Origin of the sequence: Methanocrinis sp., from assembly GCF_049974945.1 — an archaeon.
GTDB lineage: Archaea > Halobacteriota > Methanosarcinia > Methanotrichales > Methanotrichaceae > Methanocrinis.
Map to the genome: position 1 here is coordinate 1 of NZ_JBNGCU010000171.1, position 1106 is coordinate 1106.

1 protein-coding gene is annotated in these 1106 nt (G+C 62.8%); it reads left to right on the forward strand.

Annotation, left to right across the window (positions count from 1 at the left end; translation table 11 throughout):
• Nucleotides 1–132 precede the first annotated feature (132 nt).
• Nucleotides 133–1106 (forward strand): B12-binding domain-containing radical SAM protein (locus ACP5EL_RS10235; protein WP_428402409.1); only part of this gene is annotated, 974 nt, incomplete at its 3' end.

The window sequence follows — 1106 nt, forward strand, 5'->3', positions numbered from 1 at the left end:
TCGGCCATACTCGCTCCCTGCGGCATGAGGAAAGTCGAGGCCGCCCTCCTGGAGGCAGGGTTTTCCCGGGACGAAGTGATCGTCGCTCATCCTGACCACCTCGATAAGGCGATCGGACCCAATACCGAGATCGTGGGGATAACCCACGACGACCCCATGGGCAAGATCGCCATCCGGGAGATCGAGGAGATGATAGGGAAGGGCGCACCCTACAACAGGACCAAGTTTCTGGAGCTTTTGGGCCACCCCCTGATCAGAGAGCACCGGCCCACGGTGGTCATCGGCGGGAACGGCTCCTGGGAGCTCAGGGGCGAGGATGCTGGGGTCGACCTCATCTACCTCGGCGAGGGAGAGAGGACCTTCCCACAGGTCTGCAGAGGTATCGTGGCCGGAGAGGACGTACCGGGGGAGATCGAAGGCGAGATCGTCCCCGGTGAGGAGATACCGGTGAACAGGGGGGCCACCGTCGGGGGTATCGTCGAGATCGGGCGAGGCTGCTGGAGAGGCTGCTCCTTCTGCTCGCCCACCATGCGTAGGCCCCGGCATCGGCCCGTCTCCAAGATACTGAAAGACGCCGAGGTGAACATCGGGGCGGGACAAACCGACCTGATCCTCCACTCCGAGGATGCCTTCCAGTACGGGTCGATGGGAGCAGAGCCCAACAGAGAGATGCTGCTCGACCTCTTTCGGCGGGTGAAAGAGCTGGGCCCTCGGACCGTCGACGTATCCCACATGAGCCTCGCCTCGGTCTACCACAGCCAGGACCTGCTGGTGGAGATCTCCGAGATCGTGGGGATCGGGATCGACCAGAAGTACATGTCGGCCTGGATCGGGATCGAGACCGGGAGCAGCAAGCTCCTTGCAAAGCACATGAAGAACAAGACCAGCCCAGCGCCCCGAGAGATCTGGCCCGAGATGGTGAGGGAGTGCTACGGCCTATTCAGTGACCGGTCCTGGCTTCCGGTGGCAAGCCTCGTCCTGGGTCTGCCGGGCGAGACCGAAGAGGACGTGGTGGCTACGACGGAGCTGGTCGAGTCGCTGAAAGACCACATCGGTCTGATGCTACCCCTCTTCTTCACCCCCATAGGGGAGACCCGCCTCGGAAA